The sequence below is a fragment of the Streptomyces sp. NPDC057694 genome (assembly GCF_042799415.1).
Lineage (GTDB): Bacteria > Actinomycetota > Actinomycetes > Streptomycetales > Streptomycetaceae > Streptomyces.
Window position 1 is genome coordinate 165,947 of sequence record NZ_JBHVIX010000004.1, and the last position, 20,973, is coordinate 186,919.

14 protein-coding genes and 1 pseudogene are annotated in these 20,973 nt (G+C 72.3%); 9 read left to right on the plus strand and 6 right to left on the minus strand.

The window, feature by feature from the left end:
• Positions 1 to 52: 52 nt before the first annotated feature.
• The 4 genes from ACFVDP_RS12935 to ACFVDP_RS12950 all read right to left on the minus strand — a co-directional run bounded on the left by ACFVDP_RS12935 (position 53) and on the right by ACFVDP_RS12950 (position 8,714).
• Positions 53 to 4,939 carry a DNA repair ATPase gene (locus ACFVDP_RS12935; protein ID WP_383487748.1) on the minus strand — a complete coding sequence of 1,629 codons (4,887 nt, stop codon included), beginning with the start codon at positions 4,937 to 4,939 and terminating at the stop codon, positions 53 to 55.
• 144 nt (positions 4,940 to 5,083) lie between these two features.
• A complete protein-coding gene (locus ACFVDP_RS12940; RefSeq protein WP_383487750.1) occupies positions 5,084 to 7,129 on the minus strand; it encodes a flotillin family protein in 2,046 nt (681 codons plus the stop codon).
• 444 nt (positions 7,130 to 7,573) lie between these two features.
• The gene (locus ACFVDP_RS12945; RefSeq protein ID WP_383487753.1) at positions 7,574 to 8,005 is read right to left on the minus strand and encodes a hypothetical protein; all 432 of its coding nucleotides are present in this window, start codon (positions 8,003 to 8,005) and stop codon (positions 7,574 to 7,576) included.
• A gap of 52 nt (positions 8,006 to 8,057) precedes the next feature.
• Positions 8,058 to 8,714 (minus strand): maleylpyruvate isomerase N-terminal domain-containing protein, encoded by a 657-nt coding sequence (locus ACFVDP_RS12950; RefSeq protein WP_383487756.1) that lies wholly within the window; start codon positions 8,712 to 8,714, stop codon positions 8,058 to 8,060.
• 135 nt (positions 8,715 to 8,849) lie between these two features.
• Between ACFVDP_RS12950 and ACFVDP_RS12955 the strand changes: the two genes are divergently transcribed.
• The 5 genes from ACFVDP_RS12955 (at position 8,850) to ACFVDP_RS12975 (ending at position 13,449) form a co-directional block, all read left to right on the plus strand.
• Positions 8,850 to 9,635, plus strand: a complete 786-nt coding sequence (locus ACFVDP_RS12955) for an IclR family transcriptional regulator (RefSeq protein WP_383487758.1) — start codon at positions 8,850 to 8,852, stop codon at positions 9,633 to 9,635.
• A 205-nt stretch (positions 9,636 to 9,840) separates the two neighbouring features.
• Entirely contained in the window at positions 9,841 to 11,508 is a 1,668-nt protein-coding gene (hutU, locus tag ACFVDP_RS12960) for a urocanate hydratase (RefSeq protein ID WP_383487761.1), read from the plus strand.
• A gap of 101 nt (positions 11,509 to 11,609) precedes the next feature.
• Positions 11,610 to 12,269: a histidine phosphatase family protein gene (locus ACFVDP_RS12965; RefSeq protein WP_383487764.1), complete on the plus strand. Its 660-nt coding sequence runs from the start codon at positions 11,610 to 11,612 to the stop codon at positions 12,267 to 12,269.
• Between the two features lie 89 nt (positions 12,270 to 12,358).
• Positions 12,359 to 13,039, plus strand: coding sequence for a hypothetical protein (locus ACFVDP_RS12970; protein ID WP_383487766.1), 681 nt, complete (start codon positions 12,359 to 12,361; stop codon positions 13,037 to 13,039).
• A 47-nt stretch (positions 13,040 to 13,086) separates the two neighbouring features.
• Positions 13,087 to 13,449, plus strand: coding sequence for a hypothetical protein (locus tag ACFVDP_RS12975; RefSeq protein ID WP_383487768.1), 363 nt, complete (start codon positions 13,087 to 13,089; stop codon positions 13,447 to 13,449).
• On the opposite strand, the gene ACFVDP_RS12980 is transcribed toward ACFVDP_RS12975, so the two are convergent.
• Positions 13,446 to 14,495, minus strand: a complete 1,050-nt coding sequence (locus ACFVDP_RS12980; RefSeq protein WP_383487772.1) for a chitinase — start codon at positions 14,493 to 14,495, stop codon at positions 13,446 to 13,448. The two genes, ACFVDP_RS12975 and ACFVDP_RS12980, sit on opposite strands and share 4 nt — an antisense overlap.
• A gap of 292 nt (positions 14,496 to 14,787) precedes the next feature.
• On the opposite strand from ACFVDP_RS12980, the gene ACFVDP_RS12985 reads away from it, so the two are divergent.
• The 4 genes and pseudogenes from ACFVDP_RS12985 to ACFVDP_RS13000 all read left to right on the plus strand — a co-directional run.
• A complete protein-coding gene (locus ACFVDP_RS12985) occupies positions 14,788 to 16,161 on the plus strand; it encodes a uracil-xanthine permease family protein (RefSeq protein ID WP_383487775.1) in 1,374 nt (457 codons plus the stop codon).
• A complete protein-coding gene (locus ACFVDP_RS12990) occupies positions 16,158 to 17,477 on the plus strand; it encodes an amidohydrolase family protein (protein ID WP_383487778.1) in 1,320 nt (439 codons plus the stop codon). Before ACFVDP_RS12985 ends, ACFVDP_RS12990 begins: the two co-directional genes overlap by 4 nt.
• Positions 17,478 to 17,686: 209 nt before the next feature.
• Positions 17,687 to 18,673 carry an isopenicillin N synthase family dioxygenase gene (locus ACFVDP_RS12995; RefSeq protein WP_383487781.1) on the plus strand — a complete coding sequence of 329 codons (987 nt, stop codon included), beginning with the start codon at positions 17,687 to 17,689 and terminating at the stop codon, positions 18,671 to 18,673.
• 19 nt (positions 18,674 to 18,692) lie between these two features.
• Positions 18,693 to 20,042 (plus strand): annotated as a pseudogene (locus tag ACFVDP_RS13000) (nucleobase:cation symporter-2 family protein); the annotation flags it as partial.
• Here the strand turns inward: ACFVDP_RS13000 and ACFVDP_RS13005 are convergent.
• The gene (locus ACFVDP_RS13005; protein WP_383487784.1) at positions 19,960 to 20,841 is read right to left on the minus strand and encodes a phosphotransferase; all 882 of its coding nucleotides are present in this window, start codon (positions 20,839 to 20,841) and stop codon (positions 19,960 to 19,962) included. The pseudogene ACFVDP_RS13000 and the gene ACFVDP_RS13005 sit on opposite strands and share 83 nt — an antisense overlap.
• Positions 20,842 to 20,973 lie beyond the last annotated feature (132 nt).

Here is a 20,973-nt window from a genome sequence, read left to right on the forward strand (position 1 = left end):
TTTAACGCACCGTCGACGGAGACGTTTCCGCGGGGGCCCATGGTTCGCCGGTTCACGGACGGTGCGCGTGACGTGCCACGGTCGGTGCGGGCGGCCGACGGGGGTCCGTGGCCCGGGTGATGGCGGACTCGACGGCCGCGACCCGGTCGGCGAGCAGGCCGAGTGCGGCGACGGCACGGACGACGGGATCGTCGCCGTCGGCGCCGCCGAGGGCGCGGGCCCGGACGTGGGCCGCCTTCAACTCGTCCCATCGAGCCGTCTGTTCGGGGCTCAGGCGCCCACGCAGTTCGGCGAGCTTCAGGAGGTTCGCCTCGGCGCCGGAGGTGAGGGTCTGGGCCTCGCCGGTGTAGTGGTCGTCGAGGACGGCGGAGAGTTCCGCGGCGTTCATGGCGGGGTCGATGCGGGCGGCGATCTTGTTCATGTTGCGGTACGAGCCCTGGAGCAGGAAGGGCGGTTCGGTACGGGCGTCGTCGGACTGGGCCGCCGACGCGATGTAGGCGGCGTTGACGGCGAGGACCGTGTCGCGGGCGGTCAGCAGATGACGCAGCACGGAGACGATCTGCTCGGTCTCGGCCGGGGCGTAGGGGTGGGCGAGCCGGTCGGCGCGGGCCGTGGGGTCGTCGGCAGCGAGCCGCAGCAGGATGTCGAGGTCGGCGCGGTCGCGGCCGGCGAGCGGGGCCAGGTACGGGTTCGCGGTGAGCGCGTTCTCGACGAAGCTCAGCGCGAACGCCTCCTCCTTGCCGGTCAGGACGTCGCCGAGGTTCCACACGTCGGCGCGGTTGGCGAGCATGTCGGGGATGCGGAAGCGGTGCCCGGACTCGGTGTACGGGTTGCCGGCCATGCACACGGCGAACCGCTTGCCGCGCAGGTCGTGGCTGCGCGGCTCGCCCCGCCACACGCCGTCCATGCGGCGCTGTCCGTCGCACAGGGCGATGAACTTCTGGAGCAGTTCGGGCGAGGTGTGCTGGATGTCGTCGAGGTAGAGCAGGACGTTGTTGCCCGCTTCGAGCGCGAAGTTGACCTTCTCGATCTCCTGGCGGGCGGTGACGTTCGGGGCCTCGGCGGGGTCGAGGGAGGTGACGTCGTGGCCCAGGGCCGGACCGTCGACCTTGACGAGGAGCATGCCGAGCCGGTCGGCGACGTACTCGACGAGGGTCGTCTTGCCGTAGCCGGGCGGCGAGATCAGCAGCAACAGGCCGCCTGCCGTGCCCAGTTGCTTGGCGAGGCTGTCGCCGATGAGCGGCAGGTACACCTCGTCGACGAGCCGGCTGCGGACGAAGGTGGGCAGGACGCGCGGCCGGTGGTCGGCGAGCCGCAGCCGGCCGGTCTCCGCGGCGACGAGCGAGGTGCGCAGCCGCTGGTAGGCGCGGAAGCCGGGGACGGTGTGCTCGCGGAAGTCCCGTGTGCGGGCGAGGAGTTCGTCGAGGCGGAAGGTGAGGCGTCGTCCGTCGATCCGCGGGTGGGTGCCGAGCAGTCCGTCGACGGTGGCGGTCAGGGGCGCGTCGGCGTCGTGGCGCGGGAGGTCGGGGCAGAGTTCGATCGCGACGGCCTCCGGCAGTTCACCGGCGTCGTCGCCGACGGCGGTCGCGTACGCGGTCAGCCACGCCTCGACGAGCGAGCGGCGCGCGCCGAGGTCGCCCACGGCGGCGAGGTCGTCCTCGTAGGCCGAACTGTCCACGGCACGGCGGAACTTGTCGAGGAAAGTGCGGGCGCCGGTGGCGGTGACGAAACCGGCGGGTCCGGTGGTGAGCTCTTCGAAGAGGTAGGCGGCGACGTGTCCGGCGTCCTCGGAGCTCCCGGAGTCGGGCCCGATGCGCTCGGCGACCTCCGCGCACCAGTCGTCGATCGCGGGCGCGAGGCCGAACGTGTCGCGGGCGCGGGCCAGCGACACCGCCCGGCGGGTCCACTGGGCACGCTGGGTCTCGGTCGTCGCGTGCGCCCAGAAGAGCTGGGCGGCGGCGCGGACGGCCGGGGTGTGGCGGAGCAGTCCGGCGCCGGTGTGCAGGCCCAGCAGCGCGGTGAGGATCGCGGTGGCGTCGTGGTCGTGGACGCCGCGTTCGTAGCCCTCGTCGTACGCCTCCTCGGCGGCGGTGCGGACGAGCGCGGGGAGGTCTTCGCGGGCGAGCAGGTCCTCGGCGCCGCGCTCGGCGAGGAGGCGGGCGGCGAGGTGTTCGGCGCGGTACACGGCCGGGTTCTCGGAGGCGAGCGACTGGCCCCAGTGGGCGCGGAGTGCGGCGAAGGCCGGGTCGTCGACGGGGGCGCGGTAGTCGGTGCCGGTGAGGGCGTAGGCCATGCCGTCGTCGCCGTGCGGGACGAGGGCGAGTTCGGGCTGCCGGGTGTTGACGGCGATGCGGTGCCGGCCGAGCTTGAGCGCGGCGCCGCCGTCGGCGTACAGCTCGGTGCGGTCGCGCAGAGCGCGCAGGGCGTCCTGCCGGGCGACGGCGAGGCGGCCGTCGAGTTCGTCGGCGCGGACCTGGTCGTCGCGCTCGCGCAGGGCCTCGACGGTGCGGCGGACCTTGGCGACCATCGGGTCGGAGGCCAGGAACGTACTGATCTCGTCGAGGGAGCCGAGGTCGGCCAGGCGCCGGGCGACGGTTTCGAGGATGCGCTGCGCGGAGGTGGCGAGGCGTTCGGTGTGCCGGGCGCGGGCGTCGGCGAGGGTCTGCTTGCGGGCGGCGAACGCCTCGTGGATCTCGACGCGGCGGGCGTCGAGGTCGGCGAGGAAGTCGTCGCTGTCCGCGAAGCGTCCTTCCAGGTTCTCCAGGCGCAGGAGCAGGCGGGCGAGCTGGTCGTCGCAGGCCTCGGGTGTCGTGGCGGCGGCGAGCGCCCCGGTGACGGCCTGACCGAGCAGCGAGAACTCGGCGGCGAACTCGGCCCGCCCCTCGTGGACGGCGAGTTCGCGGCGACGGGCGTCGAGGGTGGCGCGGGCCCGGTTGACCCCGGCGAGGGCCTCGGCGATGCGCTCAAGGACGTCGGCGCGCACGGTCGCGTCGTCGATGTCGAGGCCGCCGACGACATCGGTGACGGTCTGGAGCTGCTCGGCGAGTTCGGCGACACGCTCGGCGAGCGGCGCGGCCTCGGCGGTGGTGGCGAGCTGTCCGGCCTGCTCGGTGAGCCGGTCGAGGTCGGCGTGGTGGGCGGCGAGGGCGTCGGGCCTGGCGAGGAAGGCGACGGCGCGGGCGCCCGCCGACGCGAGGTCCGTGGCGAGCTGTGCGGCGAGGGCGTCGATGCGTTCGACGTCGGCGTAGCGCAGTTCCTTCAGGGTGAGCAGGCGGCCCTGGGCGCGGCGCAGTTCGGTGAGCCGCTCGACCCATTCGTGGGCGCTGCGGGGTGCCTCGCCGCGGATCCGGCGCACGAGGGTGGTGAGGTGGGCGGCGGCCTCGTCGTAGGCGTCGGCGGCCTTCTTGGTGAGGGCGCGCACGGTCTCGTACTCGGTGACGATGCGGACGGCGGTGGACCGCAACTCGTCGACGGGGGCGCGCAGTTCGCCGGTCTCGGTGAGCCAGGGGAAGGTGTCGGTGACGCGTTCGCAGGCCGCGGCGAGGGCCTCGTAGGCGGTGGCGGTCGGGGTGGCCGCGGCCTCCCGGACGGTGTGGACGAGGGACAGGCAGTCGGCGATGCCGCGCACCAGGTCGGCGTTGCCGATCCGGGCCAGTTCCGGGTCGCCGGAGCCGGCCGCGCTCTCGTGGGTGTCGGCGGTGAAGGGCGTCGCCCAGCTCTGCACCGGGTGTGACCTGCCGGGTTCGCGGTCGGCGCCGTCGCGCAGCAGCACGAGGGTGCCGTCGTCGAAGAGGGCGTGGCCGCGGCCGGTGAGCGGGGTGGCGATCTCCTTGCGGATGAGGTGGTACGGAAGCAGCAGGGTGCGGCCGGCGGCGCGGGCCCGGAAGACGTAGAGGACGTCCTCGCCGCCGGGGGCGCGGACGGTGCGCTCGTAGGCGAGGCCGCCTGTGTCGACGGCGTCGAACGTCTTGTGGGCGCCGGTGGCCAGGCAGTAGCCGCCGGGGAAGACGACACCCTGTTCGTCGGGGAGCACCCGGCAGGCCTGTCCGATGCCGTCGAGGCGGACGACGGCCTTGGTCAGGGTGTTGAAGACGAGGTGGCGGTCCGCCTCTTCCTTGTAGGGGCGTACGCGCAGCAGGATCAGCGGGCCGACGCGGGCGTGTGCGACGGCGGCGTCGGCGAGCGCCTGGAGCGGTTCGTCGACGGGTTCGGCGTGGATGCCCGCGCCGGTCTCGGTGTCGTCCTCGGTCTTGACGGTGAGGCTGCCGCCGACAGTGGAGACCCAGATCTCGCCGCCGGGGATCGCGATGTGCGGGTGGCGGCCGAGGACGTGGTCCTCGCGGGTCGTCGGCTGCCAGGTGATGTCGTGGGCGGGCGGCCGGACGTCGTCGCGGTCGCCGCGCGCGTCGACGAAGCGGGCGGCGCCGCGGCCGTCGTGCTCCCAGCGCAGGACGCGGATGTCGTCGGCCTTGTCGCCGGTCTGGAAGACCGCGAGCAACTTGCCGTCGACGAGACGCAGTTCGAGGAGTCGGCTGTCGCGGTAGTAGCGGAAGAGGGCGGCGAACTCGGTACGGAACGCCGGGTCGTCGAGGAGTCCCGGCACGGTGTCCTCGGGCAGCCGCGTCAGGTCGCCGTCGGGGGCGTGCAGGGCGAAGATGTCCCCGACCTCGGGCGGCTGGGTGCCGAGCACGTCGCGCAGGCCGACGAGGAGGGCGCCGCCGACGGCGACGACGTCGCGGGCCAGGCGCGGGGCCTCGGTGCGCAGGGCGCCGCTGCCGGTGAGCGTCAGCTCCGTGGAGCCGAACGCGGCGCCGCGCCGGTCGTTCAACGCGCCCGCGCGGTCCGCCAGTTCGCGGGCCTGCGCGGCGAGCCGGCCGCGCAGCACCTCGTACGTGCCCGCGTCGGGGCCGTCGGCCTTCCGGGCCGTGCCGGTCTCCATGCGTGGCGTCCTTTCCTGCGTGATGCGCGCTTCGTGCGTGACGCACGCTCGGATCCTGCGTGACGCAGGCGCGGATCGATGGTGCGGCCGGGACTGCCGACCCCCGTACGGCGGTCCCGGCCGGTCTGTGCGGTCTCTGTGCGGTCAGGCGTGCTGTACGCCGTTCAGCCTGCCGAGCGGTAGGTCGGCCACGCCCAACTGGCTGGCCTTGTCGAGGAGTTCGCGCAGCTGTCCGGACTGCTCGCCGCCGTCGTGCATCATCTTCATCAGCAGCGCGGAGACCGTCAGGTTCTGCACGTCGGCCGTGGAGACCGAGCCGAGGATCTTGGAAAGGTCGTCGGTGAAGTTCGACGAGCCGTCCAGCCACGGCTTGGCGAGGGCCTGCGCGGTCTCGGAGTGCTGGACGAAGGAGTCGACGCCCTTGCCGAGCGCGATCGACGACATCAGGCGGTCGAAGAAGACGGACTCGCCGCCCACGATGCTGATGTCGGCGCTCTCCAGGCCGGTGGCGAGGACCGTGGCCTGCGCCTCGGCGACCTGCCGCTGCACGTCGATCCCTGCGAGCCGGATCTCCTTCTCAGCCTGGAGCCGCAGCCGGTACTCCTCGTGGCCGCGCGAGGCGTCGTCGAGGGCGGCCATGGCGGCGGCCTTCTCGTTGATGCCCTGGGCCTCGGCCTTCAGCTTGGCACCGATGGCCTCCGCCTCGGCGAGGGCCTTGGCCCGCCCGCCCTCGGCCTCGGCCCGCATCCGCGCCCCGGTCGCTTCGGCCTCCGCGCGTCCGGCCTTCTCGATGACGTCGGCCTCCTGCTCGCGCACCTGGACCTCGGCGAGGCCGGCGGCGGCCGTCTCGGCCTGGATGCCCGCGGCCAGCTTGACCTTGGCCTGAGCCTGGAGGTCGGCGGACTTCAGCTCGGCCTCGGCGAGGGTGAGTCGCTCGGCGGCACGGTGCGTGGCGGCCTGCTCGGCGGCCTCCGCGGCCTTGATGTCCTTGACGAGCTTCTCCTGCGCCTCCGCCTCGGCGGCGATGATGACGGCCTGCCGGTCGCGTTCGGCCGACTCGACGGCGCGGAGTTTCTTGATGGACTCCTCCTGCTCGGCGACCGTGCGGTCGACGGCGACGCGCTCGCGGATGACCTCGGCGATCTCCCGCTTCTCCGCCTCGACCTCCTTCTCGGCGGCGATCCTCGTCAGCTGCGTCTCGCGCTCGCGGGCGATGACTTCGAGGAGGCGGTCCTTCTCGATGCGCTCGTTCTCGACGGCGATGACGCGCTCGCGGTTCTTCAGTGCGACGGCGACCTCACGGGCCTGGTTCTCGCGCTGCACGCCGAGCTTCTCCTCGGTGGCGAGGAACGCCCCCTGGGCGCGCAGCCGCTCCTCCTCGACCACCCGCGCGGTCTCGGCCTCCTCGCGGGCCCGCACGGTGTCGATCTCCCGCTTCTGCTTGATCTCGGCGTCGGCCTGGCGGCGCTCCAGTTCGAGGATGGTCTCCCGGGCGTCGACGTTCTGCCGGGTGATCTCCTTCTCCTCGGTGCGCTGGAACTCATTGGTCTTGACGTGCTCGATCGCCGTCAGCTCGGTGATCTTGCGGATGCCCTGGGCGTCGAGGACGTTGTGCGGGTCGAGCTGGCTGAGCGGCGTCTGCTCCAGGTAGTCGATCGCCGCGTCCTCGAGGTGGTAGCCGCTCAGGTCGACCCCGATGACCTCGATGATCTTGAAGCGGAGTTCCTCGCGCTTGGTGTAGAGGTCGGTGAAGTCCATGCCCTTGCCGACGGTCTTGAGCGCCTCCGAGAACTTCGCGTGGAACAGTTCCTGGAGCGTCTTCACGTCGCTGGCCCGCGCGGTGCCGACCGACTGGGCGACGCGGATGACGTCGTCGACGGTCTTGTTGACCTTCACGAAGAACGAGATCCGGATGTCGGCGCGGATGTTGTCCCGGCAGATCAGGCCGTCGCGGCCGGTCCTGGTGATCTCGATGACCTTCACCGAGATGTCCATGACCTCGGCCTTGTGCAGGACGGGCAGCACGACCTGCCCGGTGAAGGTGACGTCCACCTTGCGCATCTTGGAGACGATGAGCGCCTTGCCCTGCTCCACCTTGCGGAACAGTCTGGTGAACACCAGCAGCAGGACGACGAGGACGATCAGGACAGCGACGACGGACACGCCGATGCCCGTGGTGGTGGCATCCATGGTGGAATCCTTTGGATCCGGGGGCTGACGGCACCCCGTGAAGAAGATGAGAGAACGCGGGCGGAGGCGGCCGTGCCGCACGCTCCTACCGGCGCCCGGGACCGCCTGCCGCGGTAGCCGGGTGAATCGCGCCGGAGCCGTGCGACGACGGCCCGGGTTCATCGGGAGCGATGCGGTCCGTCGGGCGCGCCGTGCGCATGCCCGCGTCCGTCCCGAAGCCGGCCGTGAGGAACTCCCCCATCCCTACGCCCCCCTACTCACCGCCGTGCTCGGCTCCGCCCCGGCACCCGGCCTCGTTTCCGAGGCGCGGCACCGGGGTCCGGCCCCCGTTTCTGCCGTCCTCATCCTCTCCCGGCACCGAGGTCACGCGCATTGCCGCATTCCGGCAACCTTTACGCGCTCTTGATGCCGGGGAGCGACACCTGTCGGTCCGGTGAGGGACCGTCAGGGCAGATCGGTGCGTCCCAGCCAGGCGGGCTTCACCGGGATCCCGTCCGCGTCGTGGCGCACGACGGGATCCGGCCGGGGCGCAGCTTCCGGCTGCGGTTCGGGCTCCGGTACGGGTACGGGTACGGGCTCCGGCTCGGGTTCCTTCACCGGCGCCGCCGAGTCGTCGATCAGTTCGGCCAGCGTGAACCGCGTACTGAACGTCTGCCAGGCCCCGTCGACGACGAGCAGGAAGCCGTCCGCCTGCCGGAACAGCCTGCGTCGCTTCGGGGTCATCGGGTGTGTGGGCACGAACGCGCGGGCCCGCCGCTCGAGTTCGGCGAGCGCATCCTCGCGCGCCCCCTCCACCAGGGCCGCGACGGCGGCCTCGATGTGCTTGCGTTCCCCGGTGCCGACGGTGGTCTCGACGACCAGCCCCCATGTCGCCATCAGCGCTTCTCCCCCTGCTCGTTCACCATCCGTCCGCCCGCCGCGGACTCTGTCATCCGAGCACCACCGGGAGCCGGTCCGTCATCTCCCCCAGCGTCGCCCGCTCCGCCGCGCCCGGCGCGCGCCGCCCGGTGCCGAGCAGCAGCGCGTCGGTGTCGCGGAGCGCCGCGGGGAACGCCGCTCCGGCGATCGACTCCAGCAACTCCCTTGCCCGGCCGAGCCCTTCGGCCGACGGCCGGGGTGCCTCGGGGAGGCACGCGATCAGGTCGAGGTGGTGCAGGGTCCACTCCAGCACATACGCGTCGAGATAGTCGCCCGCGGTCAGCACCTCGTCGCGGGTGCCGACCCGCAGCGCCGGATCCACGAGCCGCGCGGCGCGTCCGGCGGCGGAGCCGACGTCGTCGAGGTGGAACCTGAGCAGCCCCGGGTCCTCGTAGGCGGCGGCGAGCCGGACCGTGAGCGCGGCGAGGGGGTCGTCCTCGCCCGGCCGGTGGTCGTCGATGGTCCAGTAGGTCACCGCGTCCCGGGTCGGTTCGGTGTCCGCGGGGGTGACCAGGGTGATCAGCACGTCCTGCGCGTCGATGACGAGGTGGCATACCAGGTCCCGGACGAGCCAGCCCGCGCAGCCGGACGGCCGCGCGAAGTCGTCGTCCGCCAGGTCCCCGACCGCCGTGAGCAGGTCCGTCCAGGTACGTGAGAAGAGGTCCACGCGAGCACGCTACGCGGCCCGGCGCGCCACTCCGCCGCTCTTCACAGGTTCCTGGATCGTCGCCGTGCGACGTATCGTCGGGCGCCAGGCAGCCCGCCGCCGTGAGACCCCGTAGTGAAAGGCCGTGCCGCCCCCATGCCCACCAGCGCCTCCCCGGCCGTCGGCCGCGCCCTGGACATCCTGCTCCACCTGTCCAGCAGGCCGGGTCCGGTGCGCGCCCCGGCGCTCGCCGCCGACCTGGGGATCCCGCGCTCCAGCGTCTACCACATCCTGACCGTCCTGGTGGACCGCGGATTCGTCACGTACATCCCGGAGGGGCAGCTCTACGGGCTCGGGGTCTCGGCCTTCGAGGTCGGCTCGGCCTATCTGCGGCACGAGCCCCTGGAGCGCCTGGCCCGCCCGCTGGTGCGCGCCCTCGCCCAGCAGTTGGGGCAGCCCGTGCACCTCGGGGTGCTGCACGGGGCGGAGAGCGTGTATCTGCTCAAGGAACTGCCGTCGGCGTCGCACGCCCCGGAGCCCGCGCCGGACCTCGTCACCGACGTCGGTGTCCGGCTGCCCGCCCATCTGACGGCGAACGGCCGCGCCCTGCTCGCCCACTCCTCGCCCGCGCAGGTGCGCGCGCTCTTCCCTTCGGGGCCGTTGATCACCCGCACGGGCCGCGGTCCGCGCACCCCCGCCGAGCTGCGGAGCGGCCTCGCCGTCGAGCGGGAGCGGGGCTGGTCGGAGGAGGTCGGCCTGGTGACGGAGGGGATGCGTTCGCTGGCGGCGCCGGCCTTCGACCACCTCGGGCAGCCCGTCGCCGCCCTGTCCACCACGTGGCGGCGGGCGGCGGGCCACCACTCCGTCGACGAGATCGCGGACCGACTGCGGCGCGCGGCGGCCCGGCTGACTGCGGCGATGCTCGGCCACTCCCCCGCGTGAGCCCCGCGTCCGGAAGCGGTCCCGCCCGGGCGCCGCGCCACGAAGCAGTCTCGGATCCGAGACATGTCCGCCGTCGTACTGGTCGGGGCCTCCGCCGTCTTCTGTGATGGCGGAAGCACGAACCGTTCCCCGTCCGGGGCGGTGATCCACCCGTTCCCCCGCGGCGCCCCGTACCGTCGGGAACACCGGCTCTTCTGGAGGTCTCATGACCGGCTCCGCCCCTCGCCCCGTACGCGCCCCGCGCGGCACCGAGCTCAACACCCTGGGCTGGCAGCAGGAGGGCGCCCTGCGGATGCTCATGAACAACCTCGACGCCGAGGTCGCCGAGCACCCGGACAAGCTCGTCGTCTACGGCGGCACCGGCAAGGCGGCCCGCTCCTGGGAGGCGTACGACGCGATCGTGCGCACCCTGAAGACGCTGAAGGACGACGAGACCCTCCTCGTCCAGTCGGGCAAGCCGGTCGGTGTGCTGCGCACCAACGAGTGGGCGCCGCGCGTGCTCCTCGCCAACTCCAACCTGGTCGGCGACTGGGCCAACTGGGAGGAGTTCCGCAAGCTGGAGGCCGAGGGCCTCACCATGTACGGCCAGATGACGGCCGGATCGTGGATCTACATCGGTTCGCAGGGCATCGTCCAGGGCACGTACGAGACCTTCGGCGCGGTCGCCCGCAAGAAGTTCGACGGCACCCTCGCCGGGACGATCACGCTGACCGCCGGTCTCGGCGGCATGGGCGGCGCCCAGCCGCTGGCCGTGACGATGAACGAGGGCGTCGCGCTCTGCGTCGACGTCGACGAGTCGCGCGTGGACCGCCGCATCGGCACCCGCTACCTGGACGTGAAGGCCGACAATCTCGACCACGCCCTGGAGCTGGCGGTGCAGGCCCGTGACGAGCGCCGCGCCCTGTCCATCGGTGTCGTCGGCAACGCCGCCGAGGTCTTTCCGGAGCTGCTGCGCCGCGGCGCCCCGATCGACATCGTGACCGACCAGACCTCGGCCCACGACCCGCTCGCCTACCTGCCCGTCGGCATCTCGGTCGAGGACTGGGACAAGGAGCGCGAGGCGGACCCGGCCGGCTTCACCGAGAAGGCCCGGCAGTCGATGCGCCTGCACGTGGAGGCCATGGTCGGCTTCCTCGACCAGGGCAAGGAGGTCTTCGACTACGGCAACTCCATCCGTGACGAGGCCCGCAAGGCCGGCTGCGACCGGGCCTTCGACTTCCCCGGCTTCGTGCCCGCGCACATCCGTCCGCTGTTCGAGGAGGGCCTCGGCCCGTTCCGCTGGGCCGCCCTGTCCGGCGACCCGGAGGACATCGCGAAGACCGACAAGGCGATCAAGGAGCTGTTCCCGGAGAACAAGCACCTGCACCGTTGGCTGGACATGGCCGCCGAGCGGATCTCCTTCGAGGGCCTTCCGGCCCGTATCTGCTGGCTGGGCTACGGCGAGCGCCACCTCGCGGGCCTGAAGTTCAACGAGATGGTGGCCTCCGGCGAGCTGTCCGCGCCGGTCGCCATCGGCCGCGACCACCTCGACTCGGGCTCGGTCGCCTCCCCGTACCGCGAGACCGAGGCCATGAAGGACGGCTCGGACGCGATCGCGGACTGGCCGCTGCTGAACGCGCTGGTCAACACCGCTTCGGGCGCCTCCTGGGTGTCCCTGCACCACGGCGGCGGCGTCGGCATGGGCCGCTCCATCCACGCCGGTCAGGTGTGCGTCGCGGACGGCACCGAGCTGGCCGCCCGCAAGATCGAGCGCGTCCTCACCAACGACCCGGCGATGGGTGTCATCCGTCACGTCGACGCCGGTTACGAGCACGCGGTGGAGGTCGCCGACGAGCGCGGGGTGCGGGTGCCGATGCGCGAGGGCGACAAGTAACACCTGCCCAGAGGGGCACGGGGCGGGCCAGCCCGGTACGGCGGATGACACAGTGGAGAGGTTCCACCGATCATTCCCGGAGACCTGGAGGCCCGCCCCGCATGCGTCTGATCCTCATCCGCCACGGCCAGACCCCGTCCAACCTCAAGCACCTCCTGGACACCGCGGTGCCCGGCCCCGGCCTCACCCCGCTCGGGCAGGAGCAGGCCGCCGCGCTGCCCGTGGCCCTGGCGGGCGAGGAGATCGACGCGCTGTACGTCTCGACGCTGCTGCGCACCCAGCTGACCGCGGCGCCGCTGGCCGAGGCCCGGGGTCTGGAGCCCGTGGTGCGCGACGGTCTGCGGGAGCTGATCGCCGGCGAGCTGGAGATGCGCGGGGACGACGAGGCCGCGGGCATCTACATGACCACCGCGTTCGCCTGGGCGGACGGTGACGTCGAGCGCCGGATGCCGGGCGCGGAGAACGGCACGGAGGCCCTCGGCCGCTTCGACGCGGTCGTCGCCGAGGCGGCCGGGTCCGGGGCGGGGTCGGTGGCGATGGTCAGCCACGGCGCGGCCATCCGCACCTGGGTCGCGGCCCGCGCCGTCAATGTCGACGTCGCCCACTCGGCGTCCCACCCGCTCGCCAACACCGGCGTCGTCATCCTCGACGGCACCCCCGAGGCCGGCTGGCGCTGCCTGCTGTGGGAGGGCAAGCCGCTCGGCCCGGCGGATCCCGCCCCGGACGCCGACGGACCGACGGGCGCCGCCGTCACCGCCTGACCCCACTTCATGGCCACTTTTGCCACCTGATGGCTGCCTCATGGGTGAAACTTGAGCCTTTCCCGGCCACCCACAGAGGAGCGCACCGGATGAGCAACGTACTGACCATGTACCGAGGCCCGAAACGGAGCGACGACTACGCCCAGGCGAAGTTGGGGCCGATGGTCAGTTTCGCCAACGGGTCGGGAGGGGCGCCGTCGGCCGTCTATGTGGAGCGCGCGCTGCCTCCGGGAGGCGTCCCCGCGTACCGCGCGGCCCGTGGCAGCGGGGCCCGTTCCATCCTGATGTGGGCCGACGACGGCCGGCGGGAGCGGGTGGGCACCGTGGTGACCCAGTCGGCCACCGGCGGCGTCGCGAGGTTCCAGGTGCTCGGCGCGCACGGCGAGCTCGTCGGCACCGTCGTGCGGGAGAAGGCACTCCGGGGCAGAGGACTGCGCACCCGCTGGACCGTCGCCCAGCCCGGCAGACCCGACTCGGTGGGCTTCAAGGGCCGGATCGTGTGGTGGTGGCTGTGGTGGCTGGCGCTGCCCCTGATGGTGCTGGTCCTCGTGATGACCGTGTTCGACAGCGTCCCGGGCAACGAAGGCGGATTCGCCCGTGCTCCGCGGCGCATCAGATGGCGCGCGCACGGACAGGTCCCGCTGGAGTTCCGGTCCCGCGGCGACAAGCTGCATGTGCACGCGCCGGATGTGGACTGGCGGCTCGGGGCGGCACTGGCCGCCCTGCTGCACAGCTTCCACGCCGGTGCGTGGGACTCCGCGAAGAAGTGACCTGCGCGGGTGGCGCTCCGGCGCCGGGCACAGTAGAACTGTGCCTCATGTCTGAGCAGCGGCCGCCCCGCCACCCGGCACCGAGACCCGGCCCGCGCTGGAGTTACGCGCCGCCACAGGTCCAGGAGATCACCGACGACTACCGGCGACGGGCCACCCTGCTCACCCGGTTCGCGATCGCCGTCGGGGCCCTCATGGCGGTCGCGCTCGTGATCAGCGTCGTCTTCCTCGTCCAGGCCGACTCGGACAGCACGAAGTCCGGCCTCGGCTATCTCGCCCTCATCATCTGGTTCGGGGTCATGGCCGTCACGCCGGTCCTGCTGGCGCTCGCCGTCCCCGCCGTCACCATGACGCGGCGCGTGCGCCGGCAGGAGCAGGCGAGGACGGGCGGCTGGGGCGCCCCGCGCTAGAGCCCCTTCACGTTGTCACCGAAGGTCCACCCCTTCGACCCGTCCCAGTTGATCGACCAGGTCATCAGGCCCTTCAGCGCACCGCCGTACGTGTTCCACGCCTGCGCTACCTGACCGGTCGTCATGTAGCCGCCACCGGCGCCCGATTGGGCGGGCAGACCGGGGACCTGCTTGTCGTAGGGCACCTTGATGGTGGTGCCCTGGACGACGAGTCCCTGGTTCAGGCAGGTCGTCTGGGCGGTGAAGCCCTCGACGGTGCCGGCGGAGTAGGAGTCGCCGGAGCAGCCGTACATCGACCCGTTGTAGTACTGCATGTTGAGCCACCACAGGCGGCCGTTGTCCGCGTACTTCTTGATGACGGGCAGGTACGCGCCCCAGATCGAGCCGTAGGTGACGCTGCCGCCGGTGACGTAGGCGGTCTCGGGGGCCATCGTCAGACCGAAGCCGGACGGCATCTGCGCCAGGATGCCGTCGATGATGCGGATCAGGTTCGACTGGGACGTGGACAGCTGGGAGATGTTCCCGCTGCCGGTGAGGCCGGTCTCGATGTCGATGTCGATGCCGTCGAAGTTGTACTGCTTCAGGATCGGGACGATCGTCTCGACGAACCGGTCGGCGACAGCGGTGGAGTTGAGGTCGATGCCGGCCGTCGCGCCGCCGATCGACATGAGGATCGTCTGACCGGCGGCCTTGGCCTGGCACATCTCGGCCGGGGTGGCGACCTTCACGCCCGTGTCCATGCCGTCCTCCCACAGGGCCGTGCCGTCGGAGCGGATCACGGGGAAGGCGGCGTTGATGACGTTGTAGCCGTGCTGGGCGATCGCGGGGTCGGTGATGGGGGTCCAGCCGAAGGGCGGGTGCACGCCGTTGGCGGCGCCGTCCCAGTTCTCCCAGTAGCCCTGGAGGACCTTGCCGGACGGTCTCGGCTTCGTCGCACAGGTGTCGGCGGCGGGCGCGGCCGGTGCGGTGACCAGGAGGGTGGTGACGGTCGCGGCCGCGGTGAGGGCGGCGGCGAGGAGGCGGGGGGTGCGGGGACGGAAGGGCATGGGGGCTCCCGTGGGATCGCTGAACGCCGGACAGGTGTGGGGGGTGCCTGGTTGTCGCGAGCACGTCGCACGGTAAAGAGGTCCAGACCTTTCGTCAATGGGTCTGGACCAATCCGGCGGGAGGTGCGCGGCGCACGATCGGCGCCGGTTTCCTGACGGCAACGCCCTCGAAACACCCGCTGCCTACCGTCACCCGCACACCGGTCATGGCTGCAACGGCCGGTGTGCGCCGGGCCGTTCACCGCCCCGGCTGCGAACCAGCCGTCTTCCACCGAGCTTTCAGGGAGGAACGATGGCTGTCTCCGCGCGCGCCGCCGACACCGATGCCGACACCGCTGCCGATGCCGTCGCACCCGTGCAGGGCCAGCACCCCGTGGACGTACGACCGCCGCTGCGCCGGCTGGTCCCGCTGAGCCTCCAGCACCTGCTGGTCGCCTACGCGGGCATGGCCACGATGCCGCTGCTCGTGGGCACCGCACTGCATCTGCCGGAGGACCGGATACGGCTCCTCATCACCGCCAATCTCCTGGTGAGCGGCCTCGCGACGCTGCTCCAGTCACTGGGCCTGAAGGGGTTCGCCGGGGCGCGGCTGCCCCTGGTCATGGGATCGACGTTCACGGCCATCACTCCGGCGGTGCTCATCGGACAGGAGCACGGGCTGGCCGCCGTGTTCGGGGCCACCATCGTGTCGGGTCTGGTGACGCTGGCGGTCGCGCCGTGGTTCGGGCGCTGTCTGCATCTGTTCCCGCCGCTGGTGACGGGGACGGTCATCGCCGTCATCGGGTTCTCGCTCGTGCCGTCCGCGGCGGGGCTCGTGAGCGGCGGCGGGAGCGGCGGGAAGGGGCTCGCGCTCGCCGCCGTGACCGTCGTCCTGGTCGTACTCGTCGAACGCCTCGCGCCGCCCGCCGTCGCCCGGTTCTCGGTGCTCGTCGCGATGGCCGCGGGGACCGCGCTGGCCGTGCCGATGGGCCTGTTCGACGGATCGGGGGTGACCGGCGCGGCCGCCGTCACGGTGCCGGAACCGGCCGCGTTCGGAGCACCCACGTTCGTGGTGCCCGCCATCGCCGCGATGCTCGTCGTGCAGCTGGTGAACATGGTCGAGTCGGTCGGTGACACCCTCGCCGTCGGGCAGATCGTGGGGCGCGGCGACGACGCGCCGACCGTGGTGCGGGCGCTGCGTGCGGACGGCGCGGCGACCGTGGTCTCGGGCGCCCTGTCGTCCTTCCCGATCGTGACGTTCGGGCAGTCGGTGGGCCTGGTGAGCGTGACGCGGGTGAAGAGCCGCCATGTCGTGGCCCTGTCGGGGGCGCTGATGGTCCTCCTGGCCTTCGTGCCGGTGCTCGGCGCGGCCGTCGCGGCCGTGCCGGGGCCGGTGCTCGGCGGGGTGTCGCTCGTCATGTTCGGCACCGTCGGCGCGGTCGGGCTGCGGATCGTCTCCAGGGCCGACCTCACCGACTCCCGCAATCTGCTGACCGTGGCGCTCGCGTTCGGGCTCGGCATGATCCCGGTCGGCGCCCCCGACTTCTACGCGCCGCTGCCCTCGTACGCGCGGACCGTCCTGGACAGCGGCATCGCCGTCACAGGCATCGTCGCCTTCCTCCTCAACCTGCTGTTCCACCACACACCGGCCCTCCAGCTCCGCCCCCGGAAGGAATCCGCGCGATGAGCCTCGACACGATCACCGACGTCACCGTCTTCAGCGGCGGCGCCTGGCATCCGGGGACGGACGTCCACCTCGTCGACGGCCGCGTCCACGCCCTCGTACCGACGGGCGATCTGCCGCACGGAGAGCATGTGTTGGACGGGGCGGGCGCCCATCTGACCCCGGGTCTCGTCAACACGCACACCCATCTCTTCCAGGCCGGGCTGCGCGGCATCGGTGAGGGGCTGCCGCTGCTCTCGTGGCTGAGCGCCGTGGGTGAGGAGGCGGTCCGGCTGACCCCCGAGCGGGCGTACTGGACCGCTGCCGCCGCCGCGGCCGAGGCCCTGCGCAGCGGTACGACGACGCTCGTCGAGCACATGTGGCCGCACCCCTCCCCCGAGGTGCACGACGCGGTGCTGCGGGCGCTGCGCGACAGCGGAGTGCGGGCCGTGCTGTGCCGCGGGGTCGCCGACCGGGCCGACGGCAGCCGCAAGTGGGGCTTCGATCCGCGCCTGATGCAGCCGCTGAAGGAGGCCCTGGCGCACACGGACGAGCTGATCGGGGCCGCGCGCGGCAGCCGGGTGGCGGTCGGGGTGGCCGTGCCCAATCCGCGCTGTCTGACACCGGAGGGAATGGCGGCGGTACGGGCGTTCGCCGATGAGCGTCAACTTCCGGTGTCCCTCCACCTGTTGGAGACGACCACCGACGACACGATGTGCCGGGAACACGCCGGGGCCGGGGCCGTCGAGTACCTGGAGCGGGCCGGGTTCCTGTGGGAGCGGCTGCTGGCCGTGCACTGCGTGGAGCTGGACGCGGCGGGCCGGGCGACGCTGGCCCGGCACGGCGTCGGCGTCTCGTACAACCCGCTCTCCAACATGCGGCTCGGCTCCGGCATCGCCCCCGTGCCGGAGATGCTGGCGGCGGGACTGCGGGTCGGGCTCGGGGTGGACGGGGCCGCGAGCAACGACACGCAGGACATGCTGGAGGCCCTGCGCATCGGCGCGTATCTCCAGCGGGCCGCGCACCGCGAGGCCGATCTGCTGGGGTTCCCCGAGATGTTCGCGCTGGCCGCGAACGGCGCCAACCGCGTACTCGGCCTGGAGGAGCGGCCCGACGGGGTCCAGGTGGGCATGCAGGCGGATCTGGTGCTGCACCGCTTCGACCGGGACTACGCCTGCCTTCCCGTACGCGATCCGGGGGCCACGCTGCTGACCTGTGCCGGCAGCAGGACCGTGGCCACCGTGCTGGTCGGCGGCGAGATGCTGGTCCAGGACGGGGAGCATGTGCGGCTGCCCGGAGCCGAGTTGGCGACCCGGCTGACGGCCTTTACGGCCCCGTAACGGCACGGTCCCCGGACGAAACACGGGCCCGGCAGGGTGAGGTCATCGCGTACGGCCCCGGTCCTCCGGGGACCGTGCCAGCCCACGGCGCCGGGCCCGGACGGGGTCCGCCGTGACCGTGCCCGCGGACCTCTGTGCGTCCGCGGTGGGGATCGCAGGGGCGGTGACTGCATCCCGTGGGACCTCACTCCTCAGGAGCGAAAGCCGCGATGACCAACACTACCTACCAGCTTGCAGAGTTGGACAAGGAGACCCGCATGGGCGGGGCCGGGACGGAGACCTCCGCCCGGGAGATCCGCCGGATCGACCTCACCGACTTCGACGCCCGCAGGGCAGAGATCACCGAGGAGCTGTGGGCGGCCGCGACCGACATCGGCTTCTTCCAACTGATGAACCACGGTATCGAACAGCCCCTCGTGGACGGCGCGTTCGCCGACGCCGCCGCGTTCTTCGGGCTTCCCGAGGACACCAAGGCGCGGCACGGGCTGAAGAAGGGGCTCAACTCCGGCTGGGAGTCGATGACCCAGGTCCGGCCGTCGGTCGGGACGCCGGACCAGAAGGAGTCGTACCAGGTGACCCGGCCGCACATGGACCGGCTGTGGCCGGACGACGTGCTGCCCGGCTTCCAGGCGCGCACGCTCGCCTTCGAGGCGCGGTGCCGGGAGCTCGCGATGCGCGTCCTGGGCTGCTTCGCCGACAAGCTGGGGCTGCCCGAGGACTTCTTCGCGCGGGCCCACGACCCGCAGAGCGCGCAGTACCAGTCGACGCTGCGGATGCTGCACTACTTCGCCGTCCCCGCGGACGCCGAGATTCCCGCGGACGTGTGGCGGGCGGGCGCGCACACCGACTTCGACTGCCTGACGCTGCTGTTCCAGCGCGACGGCCAGGGCGGTCTCCAGGTGTGCCCCGGCAAGGAGGCCGAGGCGCAGGAGTGGACGCCGGTGGAGCCGGCCGACTCCGTGATCACCTGCAACATCGGCGACATGCTGACGCGCTGGAGCGACGACCGGCTGCCGTCCAACTTCCACCGGGTGAAGTCGCCGGGCCCCGACGACGACCGGTCGGCCCGCTACAGCATCGCCTTCTTCGCGCAGGCGGACCGTGACGCGGTGATCGAGGGGCCGGAGCGGCGCTATCCGCCGATCACCGCCGCGGACTACATCCAGCAGCGCATCGCTGCCAACTTCGCCCGATAGGAGGGTCGTTGACGTGACGATGCCTGCGACGAGGGCGAGGGCCGGGTTCGGGCGGCTCGCGGTTCTGGGGTTTCAGCATGTGCTCGTGATGTACACGGGGTGTGTGACCGTGCCGCTGGTGTTCGGCGCGGCCGCCGGGCTCGACGCGGCGACGATCGGTGTGCTGATCAACGCCGATCTGCTCGTCGCGGGCATCGTCACGATGATCCAGGGCGCCGGGGTGGGCCGGATCCTCGGGGTGCGGATGCCGGTGATGGCGGGCGCCGCGTTCACCACCGTGACGCCGATGATCCTGATCGCCGGGGAGTACGGCATCCAGGCCGTGTACGGGTCGATGCTGGCGGCCGGGGTGTTCGGGCTGCTGATCGCCTATCCGTTCGCGAAGGCGGTGCGGTTCTTCCCGCCGCTGGTGAGCGGGGTCGTCATCACGGTGGTGGGCCTCGCGCTGATCGGGGTGGGGGTGAACCTGGTCGTCGGCAACGATCCGGAGGCCGCCGACCACGCCGCTCCCTCCCGGCTCGCGCTGGCCGCGTTCGTGGTGATCGTGATCCTGCTGGTGGCCCGGTTCGGGCGCGGCTTCCTGGCGCAGACGGGCGTGCTGCTCGGGCTGCTGGCGGGCACGGCGGTGGCGGTGCCGTTCGGTCTCGTCGACCTGTCGGCCGTACGGACGGCGGACTGGGTCGGGGTCAGTGCGCCGTTCCACTTCGGGGCGCCGCAGTTCCCGGCGGTGGCCGTGCTCTCGATGTGTGTGGTGATGCTGGTCCTGTTCGCCGAGTCGACGGCCGATCTCATCGCCGTCGCGGACCTCACCGGCAAGCGGCTGACCACCGCGGACATGGCGCGCGGTCTCGCCGCCGACGGCCTGTCCGGGGTGCTCGGCGGTGTCATGAACGCCTTCCTGGACACGGTGTTCGCGCAGAACGTGGGCCTGGTGACGATGACGAAGGTACGCAGCCGGCACGTCGCGACGGTCGCGGGCGGCATGCTCGTCGTCCTCGGTCTGATCCCCAAACTGGGCGCGCTGGTGGCCGGGCTGCCCCAGCCGGTGGTCGGCGCCGCCGGGCTCGTGATGTTCGCGACCGTGGCGACGGTCGGCATCGGCACACTGCGCAAGGTCGACTTCGACGGCACGCACAACCTGCTGATCGTGGCGGTGTCGATCGGCGTGGGCATGGCGCCGGAGGTCGCGCCGGACCTCTATTCGCGGTTCCCGGAAGGGGTGGGGATCGTACTGGGGTCGCCGGTGACGAGCGCGACTCTGCTGGCCTTCGGGCTCAACCTCGCCTTCAACGGCGTCCGTTCGGGCCGGACCCCGGTCGGTTCCGGGGCGCCGGCCGACTGTGGACACGTTCGGCCCGGATCCGGTCGAGCCACTCCGTGCCCAGCCTGCGCCCGTCCGGCAACTGGTCGTCTCGATCCCAGCGCCACGTCGCGATGATCGCGAGCACCAGCATCCGGCAGTCGTGCAGCAGCGTGCGATCGACGCCCGGATAGTGCTCGGCGATCTCGTCGGGCGCGTGGGCCAGATCGAACTCGACCGGTCCCCGGCACACCGTCTCCAGGTCGATGAAGAGCGGCCCGTGCCGGGTGGCGAGGACGTTCCCCGGGTGCGGCTCACCGTGCAGCAGTTGCTCGGCGCCGCCGCGCTCGGCGATCGCCCGGCATCGGTCGTCCAGGGTGTCGCCGAGCAGTTCCCGGTCCGCTGCCGGGAGCGCGGGAGTGCGATCACGGTCGGCCACGAGGCGCCGGGCCCGCGTGACCCGGTCAGTGAAGTGGGGTGCGGGGACGTCGAGTTCGCGCATCCCGGTGTGCAGCCGGTGCAGCGCGTCCGCGTAGTCGGGCGGCGCGATCTCCGTCGGCGCCACTGACGCGTGGTAGGTCCACAGCGTCACGACGAAGCCGTCCCGTTCATGGACGTCGGGCGCCACTCTGGGGTCGACGGCGGCCACCGGGCAGCCGGCCTCGGTGAGCCGTCGCGCCAGCTCGATCTCGAAGCGGGCGATCTGGTCCGCCGCCGGTGCCACCCGGGCCAGTACGTCACAGGGCAGCAGCCGCAGAGTCAGCTTGTTCGAGTTCTGGAGCACGATCGCGTCGTCGGCCGGCAGCCCGAGTGACGCGGCGATCGCCAGGGCCGCGGGCACCGCGCGCGACACCTCCGACGCCAGCATCGTCGCGACCCCTTCTCGGCTCTCGGCTCTCAGCGGTGAACCCGCGCACCGTACCAGCGCGTCACCGGGCGCGACCGGCCCGCGGGAAACCACTTCTCCCAAGATCACCCCACCCGGTACGGTCACCGGGCA

Excerpts from the sequence above, each read along its gene's own strand:
- hutU (WP_383487761.1), top strand. The coding sequence starts at position 9,841 with ATGACCGGCTCCGCCCCTCGCCCCGTACGCGCCCCGCGCGGCACCGAG.
- ACFVDP_RS12980 (WP_383487772.1), bottom strand. The coding sequence starts at position 14,495 with ATGCCCTTCCGTCCCCGCACCCCCCGCCTCCTCGCCGCCGCCCTCACC.
- ACFVDP_RS12965 (WP_383487764.1), top strand. The coding sequence starts at position 11,610 with ATGCGTCTGATCCTCATCCGCCACGGCCAGACCCCGTCCAACCTCAAG.
- ACFVDP_RS12945 (WP_383487753.1), bottom strand. The coding sequence starts at position 8,005 with ATGGCGACATGGGGGCTGGTCGTCGAGACCACCGTCGGCACCGGGGAA.
- ACFVDP_RS12975 (WP_383487768.1), top strand. The coding sequence starts at position 13,087 with ATGTCTGAGCAGCGGCCGCCCCGCCACCCGGCACCGAGACCCGGCCCG.
- ACFVDP_RS12990 (WP_383487778.1), top strand. The coding sequence starts at position 16,158 with ATGAGCCTCGACACGATCACCGACGTCACCGTCTTCAGCGGCGGCGCC.
- ACFVDP_RS12985 (WP_383487775.1), top strand. The coding sequence starts at position 14,788 with ATGGCTGTCTCCGCGCGCGCCGCCGACACCGATGCCGACACCGCTGCC.
- ACFVDP_RS12935 (WP_383487748.1), bottom strand. The coding sequence starts at position 4,939 with ATGGAGACCGGCACGGCCCGGAAGGCCGACGGCCCCGACGCGGGCACG.
- ACFVDP_RS12940 (WP_383487750.1), bottom strand. The coding sequence starts at position 7,129 with ATGGATGCCACCACCACGGGCATCGGCGTGTCCGTCGTCGCTGTCCTG.
- ACFVDP_RS12955 (WP_383487758.1), top strand. The coding sequence starts at position 8,850 with ATGCCCACCAGCGCCTCCCCGGCCGTCGGCCGCGCCCTGGACATCCTG.
- ACFVDP_RS12970 (WP_383487766.1), top strand. The coding sequence starts at position 12,359 with ATGAGCAACGTACTGACCATGTACCGAGGCCCGAAACGGAGCGACGAC.
- ACFVDP_RS12995 (WP_383487781.1), top strand. The coding sequence starts at position 17,687 with ATGACCAACACTACCTACCAGCTTGCAGAGTTGGACAAGGAGACCCGC.
- ACFVDP_RS13005 (WP_383487784.1), bottom strand. The coding sequence starts at position 20,841 with ATGCTGGCGTCGGAGGTGTCGCGCGCGGTGCCCGCGGCCCTGGCGATC.